The sequence below is a fragment of the Acinetobacter sp. 1566109 genome, from assembly GCF_000582255.1.
GTDB lineage: Bacteria > Pseudomonadota > Gammaproteobacteria > Pseudomonadales > Moraxellaceae > Acinetobacter > Acinetobacter nosocomialis.
The window spans coordinates 1-7,511 of the sequence record NZ_JEYB01000101.1; the positions used below are offsets into that span (position 1 = coordinate 1).

The following is a 7,511-nucleotide window of genomic DNA, read 5'->3' on the forward strand; positions in this document are numbered from 1 at the left end:
CAACCTCAACTACGACACCAGCACCTTCATGCCCGAGAATAGCCGGAAAAACGCCTTCAGGATCATCGCCAGATAAAGTAAATGCGTCTGTATGACACACACCGGTATGGGAAATCTTGATTAATACTTCACCTTTCTTCGGTGGTGCAACATCAACTTCAACAATTTGAAGAGGTTGACCAGGACCAAACGCAACGGCAGCACGTGACTTCATGGAATAATTCCTTATACAGATCTATTTTAAATATGATTTTAGAATCTTGGCGATTTCAGCCAATTCTTCTTTTCGTTGTTGTTCTGTGGTTTCACCTGATACTAAAGTGTCCTTTAAATGAACCTCTAACATCTCATTCATTAGACCATTAATAGCACCACGCACAGAGCATATTTGTTGCAGAATCGCACCACATTCCACATTGTCTTCTAGCGCTTTTTCAATCGCTTGTGTCTGACCTTTGATCTTTCTGACGCGTAGAAGAATCTTTTTTTTGTCTTCGACCTGATTAGGCATCAGACCTCCTTATTTGCTAGCATTGATACTATAGTACCCCATAGTATAAAAAAGAACAATATTTTTTATAAACCTTAAAAATTTAGGTAGTGTTTCAAAAAGTATGCTGAGATTAAATGAAGTCACTATTGGCTCTGCAATTGGATGCTATAATTAACTTTCCGAATCTTTACAATAGCTTATAAAATTAAACTTCTAACATACTCCCCCCACTTTCAACTAACTCTTTACGAAACATGTTTCTCAGGGATTTTAAAAGCAAAAGCTCTTAGGCGACTTCCTCACGGATTTAGGCATGCTTTCTGCTTCACAAAGCGACCTTTACCGCATCTTTCCTCCACAGACAAAGTGGTATGTCCTACCGCTAGAATATTGCGAGAAGCATTAATATCCGTATTCTTGCTAAAGCCACACTCAATACTGAACTAACACATCTAATCCGATACCTTATTTTGCAATTATTTCCCTCAATACCTATAGTGAAAAACTTACCAATACTTTGCTGACAGTCTTTAAATGCAGTGATAAAACTATCCCATTGATTACTTGAAATTCGGGTATAGTGAATACTTAACTGTTTCAACTTTTCCTTTAGTCGTTGGACTATAGCTATATCTCTTTTACCCCAAACATAAGTAACAATTTCTCCTGTTTTTTTCAGCACATATCACTTTTCAAAGTAGTGAACCGTACCGGGTTTGTCGGAGAGTCAATATTCTGAGAGACTATCCCGATGACAAAATTAAAATATACCCCTGAAATCAGAGAAAGAGCGGTTCAATTATTGATTGAATCTGAAAAAGATTATCCATCGAATTGGGCTGCGATCACCGCTATTGCTCCCAAGATAGGTTGTAGTCCTGAAACACTACGTGTTTGGTATCAAAAATATTTAGATAAACAAAATCCAGTTAAAGTACAGCAGCTTTCAGACCAAGAACGTATCAAACAACTCGAACGCGAAAATAAAGAACTGCAACGCGCCAATGAGATTCTACGTAAAGCAGCCGCTTTTTTCGCCCAGGCGGAGCTCGACCGCCCACACAAATAATGGTGGATTTTATCCATAATAATAAACAGCTGTACGGAGTCGAGGCGATTTGTAGAATTTTACCGATCGCACCTTCAACCTATTACCGGACTTTAGATCTCACAGTAAATCCAGAACATCGAGCGAAACGAGATTTACATGACTTGCATCATGCTGAGGAGATCAAGCGAATTTGGAAAGAAAGTTCAGGTCGATACGGTGTGCGTAAGGTCTGGCAACAACTGAAACGTGAAGGCTATGTGATTGCACGTTGTACAGTTGCTCGATTGATGCAGAAGGTAGGTATACAAGGTGTTTGGCGTGGTAAGAATAAACAAACCACCCGTAGCCGAGATGACCAAAAACGGGCAGATGATTTAGTGAAACGTAATTTTAATGCTGATCATCCAAACCAACTATGGGTGGGTGACTTTACCTATATTCAAACTCATTCAGGCTGGGTCTATACCGCCTTTATTATTGATGTGTTTTCACGAGCAATTGTTGGATGGAAAGTATCTACACGGATGAATACAGATATGGTGCTCGATGCATTGGAGCAAGCATTGCACGATCGAGGCATGCCAAAGAATGTGATTCATCATTCCGATAGAGGTGTTCAATATCTTTCTATTCGCTATACCAATCGTTTAGAAGCTGCAAATTTACGAGCATCAGTCGGTACGACTGGTGATTCATACGATAATGCTTTGGCTGAAACGGTGAATGGCTTATACAAAACAGAGGTGATTGAATATTTAAAAGCAGATTGGCAAGGTTTAGCAGATGTACAACTTGCGACACTAAACTGGGTAGATTGGTTCAATAAAAAGCGTGTACACAGTGCACTGGGTTATGTATCGCCTTTTGAGTTTGAAGCAATGTACTATGATAAGATTAACCCGTTAGGTCAGGTGGCCTAACTTAAATAAAAAAGTCTCCGACAAACCCGGTACGTTTCAATCAGCCTTCTATCCCCTGTCATATTGCTCACGGCTGCAGTGATCGCAGTCCCCTTAATCAAGCGCCTAGGATTAAACTCGGTATTGGGATATTTAATTGCAGGATTAATTATTGGTCCATTTGGACTGGCATTTTTCTACGATTCTGCGTCTATTCTGCATATCGCTGAGCTTGGTATTGTGATGTATCTGTTTGTGATTGGACTAGAAATGCGTCCATCGTATTTATGGAGTTTAAGAAAAGAAATTTTTGGATTAGGTACATTACAAATTAGTGCCTGTTCATTGGGGCTAACGGCTGTAGGCTTGGTCTATGGCTATTCTTGGCAAGTGAGTTTTGTGTGTGCTGCAGGCTTTGTACTCACCTCGACTGCAATTGTAATGCAACTTTTGGGAGATCGTGGAGACATTGCTCAACCACGCGGACAAAAAATTGTCTCGATTCTGCTGTTTGAAGACTTGTTGATTGTCCCTTTATTGGCAATTGTGGCACTGTTGCAAATAGCTGCTGATGGTAAGCTAAATACTCTTTTAGCTAAAGGATCAGCAGATGAATGCTTTCCATGGTCGTCATTTTCAGGGCGAAATCATTCTTTGGGCCGTCCGTTGGTACTGTAAATATGGCATCAGCTATCGTGAACTTCAGGAAATGCTCGCTGAACGGGGAGTAAATGTCGATCACACCACGATTTATCGTTGGGTTCAGCGTTATGCTCCTGAAATGGAAAAACGTTTACGTTGGTATTGGCGTAATCCTAAAGATCGACATTTATGGCATCTGGATGAAACTTACGTAAAAGTGAATGGCAAATGGGCATATCTATACCGAGCAGTTGACCAACGTGGCCATACTCTTGATTTCTATCTTTCTGCTAGACGAAATACCCATTCAGCTTATTGTTTTCTTGGTAAGATTTTGAATCATGTCAAAAAATGGCAGATTCCACGAGTCATAAACACTGATAAGGCTCATACCTATGGCCGTGCTTTGTCGCGACTAAAACACGAAGGAAAGTGTCCTGAAGATCTGGAGCATCGACAGATTAAATACAAGAATAACGTGATTGAATGTGATCATGGCAAGCTTAAACGGATCATCAAGGCTACGTTGGGATTCAAGTCTATGAAAACGGCTTATGCCACAATTAAAGGTATTGAGGTTATGCGTGCTCTACGCAAAGCACAAGCTTCATTATTTTATAACGGTAATATTCTAGGAGAAGTTTGGCTAGTAAATAAAATTTTCGGTCTCTAAGCTTTTTTGAAGGGAAAATCATCGACTCAGATCCCTATTTGCAACAGTGCCGAACCGAGCGAGTATCTACGAGCGATCAACTGGCATTAAAATTTTGCCCCTACCTTTTCTCTGATTACAAGCTCTCTTATGGTGTTCTTTTTGGCAATATTCCTGTATGTACCAAGCAAAGATGAACTAGACGAACATAGAGTTGATATGACTATACTTAAAAATATCCGCTACAAATCAAAGAGTGTGATGGAAAAATATTAATCAGAATTATGGCTAAAAAGCTGTGTACTTATTTGAACCGAATAACATTAAAGAAAAAACCTATGACTGGTGCCTAATCGACCCTAAAAAATATCAGGTGAGTGGTACATTACTTATTTTTTATCATTACTAATGAGATCACCGCCTCGCAAAATAACTCGACTTTGAAACAAGGCTTAATCATACTTCAAAGTATCGAGTTAAAATGCTAATATTCATTAAGTTATTTCTAAGTGGAGGCAGAAAAATGAAGATCAAAATAATCTGTCTCATCACAATGATAATTGTATTAGCCTTAGCCGTTAAGATAGAAAATGACAAGGAAAAACAAAGGATTCATGAATCAATTATAAGTGATTAAACCATTTAAGCGCGTTAACTTCATATCTGATCCATTTCTTGACTAATCATAATTGTAAAAAATATGAAATGAAAAAGACCTTAGAGGGCAAACGAGAGCGTTTTAAGGCATTAAAAAACCCACAGAAGTGGGCCAAATCATTATTTCATGCTGAAACAATAGTTTTTACTAACCTCTGAGGGAATGGAACAACTAGTTAGCATATTTATTATAAATGCAATATGAATCAAAATGTTTAAAAGATGTATCTAAAAGGCTTCTTTATCATTTTTTTGTTTAAAAAATATTTGCCGAGCGAAGCAATAGCATAAAAAAAAGCCCACTCAAGGAAAGTGAGGTGGGCTTATAAACTAAAGATCTTTGAAAGCCAACAAGAAACCACAGCTAGTTTCTGTTCACTATTTTGTGTACTAATCAAATAATATTCAGTGGCAAAATACGCCAAATACTAAAATATTGTTAAATAAATCAAATTTTTAGAGCTGAAATCTACGATATTTATTTACAGAGTATAACGATTAAAGTAATAACTCTTTCTAAAAATAAGGAGGTTTGGAAAAATCTTATAGTTACCTTGATAATATCCACTCTCATTAGCTTCCTTATTTTATGCACTATAAATTTTTTATTTGGACATGGCATATATATTCCGTGGAGTGACCATAGCCATTGGACAGAGATATTAAGTATAGAAATAATACTCATGAGTTTAGTAATAGGGGGAGTTAGTACCTCTATGATTATGTTAGGGACATTTATTTCTAAAAATAATAGATAGCACAGAATTAACAATCTATAAGTTATAGAAATTACTAGATGTTTCTTTAATTCTTTTCTATTCATTCGACACATAAGGTCACGAATTACGTAAACCCTATATAAGTTTATTTTTTAAACACTCGGATGTCTTATTTCATACATTAATTTACAGCGATTTCTTGGTGCATAAGGCTCTAATAAAAGTGTTTTTTATTTTTGGCAGCCTTGATACGAGTCTGTTTAATGTTGAACTAGAAAGAGGAAATCCGCATGCGTGCTCTTACCTATCATGGTGCTCGGGATGTACGAGTTGAATCCGTTCCAGATCCAGTGATTCAGGAACCAGATGACGTCATTTTAAGGGTGACAGCGACTGCCATCTGTGGCTCAGATCTGCACCTATACCGGGGTAAAATTCCGGCCACTGAAGATGGAGATATTTTCGGCCATGAATTTATGGGAATTGTAGAAGAAGTCGGCCCTGAAGTCACAGAAGTCAAAAAAGGCGACCGGGTAATTATTCCTTTCGTGATTGCATGTGGTCACTGTTTTTTCTGTGAACATGAACTAATGGCTGCCTGTGAAAATACCAATACCGGCCGTGGTGCAATTCTCAATAAAAAACAGATTCCACCAGGGGCAGCTTTATTTGGCTTTAGCCATCTGTATGGTGGTATACCGGGTGGTCAGGCTGAATATGTACGGATTCCCAAGGGCAATATCGGACCATTTAAAGTGCCAGGTTCCCTGCCTGATGAAAAAGTATTATTCCTGACTGATATTCTGCCAACCGCCTGGCAAGCAGTGAAAAATGCCCAAGTTGGTCGAGGTTCCAGTGTGGCGATTTATGGTGCTGGCCCAGTCGGTCTGCTGGCTGCTGCCTGTGCGCGGATGCTCGGTGCCGAGCAGATTTTTATGGTCGATCACCATCCTTATCGTCTGAGTTTCGCACATCAAACCTATGGGGTGATTCCGGTCAATTTTGATGAAGTCGATGCCGCTGAATTTATCATTCAAAATACCACGGGTTATCGTGGAGTCGATGCCGTCATTGATGCGGTCGGTTTTGAAGCCAAAGGCAGCATGCTGGAAACTGTAATGACTAACCTGAAATTAGAAGGTTCGAGTGGTTCAGCGTTAAGACAATGTATTGCAGCGGTCCGCCGCGGCGGTGTGGTGAGTGTACCTGGAGTTTATGCCGGTCCAATTCACGGCTTCCTGTTTGGTGATGCCTTTGACAAAGGTTTAACCTTTAAAATGGGACAAACTCATGTGCATAATTACTTGCCGCAGTTGCTAGAACATATCGAAAATGGAGATCTGTCTCCAGATCTGATTATTACCCATCGCATGAAACTGGAAGATGCTGCGGAAGGTTACCGTATTTTTGATAAAAAAGAAGAAGACTGTCGTAAAGTAATTCTGACGCCATAAATATGATTAAAGGAAAGCGCCATCAGGCGCTTTTTTATTTTTTATCATCATTTTATCAATCCTCTTTTTCTTGTTTTTAAGGGCTTTGTTGCACAAAGATTTGAAATGCAAAGCGCCCCTAATTGAGCCAAATTTAAGGCGTAACTTGGGTAAATGGTCGACCTGATTCCGTAAATCTGTTGAGCACTGCTACACGTGCATGAATCTCATTGACTTGGCTATCAAAACTCCTTGCACTGAGTTTATCTCCTAATAATTTGATGCAATGCATCTTAGTTTCAACCAACTTCGCCAATGATAGCCTGACCATTTTTTCCATAGTATCCTGCCTAAACGTTTAACTGTTCGAAGTAATTCATTTCGTTCTAGCGAGCTACTCTTTGTATCTTTCCATGGTTTCGCATTTTTTCTAGGTGGAATCACCGCATGCGCTTGCCGATCTGCAATTGCAATGACCTGACGGCATTGCTTGGTGTCATAAGCTCCATCGGTATAAACAGAGTCAATCCGCTCATCTTGTGGAATCTGATTAAGTAAATCACCAAGCACCTGTGAATCACTGACATTATTGGTTGTAAGCTGAAATGCTCGTATTTGCAGGGTTTTGGCATCTATACCAATATGTAGTTTACGCCATTGGCGACGATATTCAGGTCCATGTTTCTTGCGCTTCCATTCACCCTCACCTACAAACTCCATGCCTGTAGAGCCCATGAGTAGATGCAGCCCATCTCTACTTTTTTGGTAGCTGATTACAATATCAATATGCTTTTGTCTTCTACAAAGCGTAGTGTAATCTGGAGCTATCCAATTTAATCCGCAAAGTTTAATCAGACTTTGCACAAAGCCAGTAACCATACGTAAAGACAGACGGAATAAGGATTTAATCATTAAGCAGCTGAACCGTACCGGGTTTGTCGGAGACCACTTTTCTTGAGAGAATG

6 protein-coding genes, 3 pseudogenes and 1 other annotated feature are annotated in these 7,511 nt (G+C 39.3%); of the genes and pseudogenes, 4 read left to right on the forward strand and 5 right to left on the reverse strand.

Annotation, left to right across the window (positions count from 1 at the left end; translation table 11 throughout):
- The 4 genes and pseudogenes from J582_RS23995 to J582_RS0105365 form a co-directional block, all read right to left on the reverse strand.
- A partial coding sequence (locus tag J582_RS23995) for an alcohol dehydrogenase catalytic domain-containing protein (RefSeq protein ID WP_032032282.1) occupies positions 1 to 214 on the reverse strand: 214 nt, incomplete at its 3' end.
- Between the two features lie 21 nt (positions 215 to 235).
- Entirely contained in the window at positions 236 to 511 is a 276-nt protein-coding gene (locus tag J582_RS24000; protein ID WP_001133624.1) for a metal/formaldehyde-sensitive transcriptional repressor, read from the reverse strand.
- 268 nt (positions 512 to 779) lie between these two features.
- Positions 780 to 930: pseudogene (locus J582_RS27630) on the reverse strand (RNA-guided endonuclease TnpB family protein); the annotation flags it as partial.
- Positions 931 to 944: 14 nt separating this feature from the next.
- Positions 945 to 1,169: pseudogene (locus J582_RS0105365) on the reverse strand (IS1 family transposase); the annotation flags it as partial.
- A 75-nt stretch (positions 1,170 to 1,244) separates the two neighbouring features.
- Here J582_RS0105365 and J582_RS24010 point away from each other — a divergent pair.
- From J582_RS24010 to J582_RS24025, 4 genes are all read left to right on the forward strand, one after another.
- A protein-coding gene (locus tag J582_RS24010; protein WP_155766484.1) for an IS3 family transposase occupies positions 1,245 to 2,464 on the forward strand; the annotation gives its coding sequence in 2 pieces (ribosomal slippage) (positions 1,245 to 1,521 and positions 1,521 to 2,464; 1,221 coding nt in all).
- Positions 1,520 to 1,636: a sequence feature (AL1L pseudoknot), on the forward strand. Its footprint overlaps the gene before it by 117 nt.
- Positions 2,465 to 2,503: 39 nt before the next feature.
- The gene (locus tag J582_RS24015; RefSeq protein ID WP_079263707.1) at positions 2,504 to 3,121 is read left to right on the forward strand and encodes a cation:proton antiporter; all 618 of its coding nucleotides are present in this window, start codon (positions 2,504 to 2,506) and stop codon (positions 3,119 to 3,121) included.
- Positions 3,054 to 3,758 carry an IS6 family transposase gene (locus J582_RS24020; RefSeq protein ID WP_032041670.1) on the forward strand — a complete coding sequence of 235 codons (705 nt, stop codon included), beginning with the start codon at positions 3,054 to 3,056 and terminating at the stop codon, positions 3,756 to 3,758. The genes J582_RS24015 and J582_RS24020 overlap by 68 nt, the downstream gene beginning before the upstream one ends.
- 1,645 nt (positions 3,759 to 5,403) lie before the next feature.
- Entirely contained in the window at positions 5,404 to 6,567 is a 1,164-nt protein-coding gene (locus J582_RS24025; protein ID WP_006582112.1) for a zinc-dependent alcohol dehydrogenase, read from the forward strand.
- Positions 6,568 to 6,700: 133 nt separating this feature from the next.
- Here J582_RS24025 and J582_RS0105380 read toward each other — a convergent pair.
- Positions 6,701 to 7,511 (reverse strand): annotated as a pseudogene (locus J582_RS0105380) (IS5 family transposase); the annotation flags it as partial.

Excerpts from the sequence above, each read along its gene's own strand:
- J582_RS24020 (WP_032041670.1), top strand. The coding sequence starts at position 3,054 with ATGAATGCTTTCCATGGTCGTCATTTTCAGGGCGAAATCATTCTTTGG.
- J582_RS24025 (WP_006582112.1), top strand. The coding sequence starts at position 5,404 with ATGCGTGCTCTTACCTATCATGGTGCTCGGGATGTACGAGTTGAATCC.
- J582_RS24000 (WP_001133624.1), bottom strand. The coding sequence starts at position 511 with ATGCCTAATCAGGTCGAAGACAAAAAAAAGATTCTTCTACGCGTCAGA.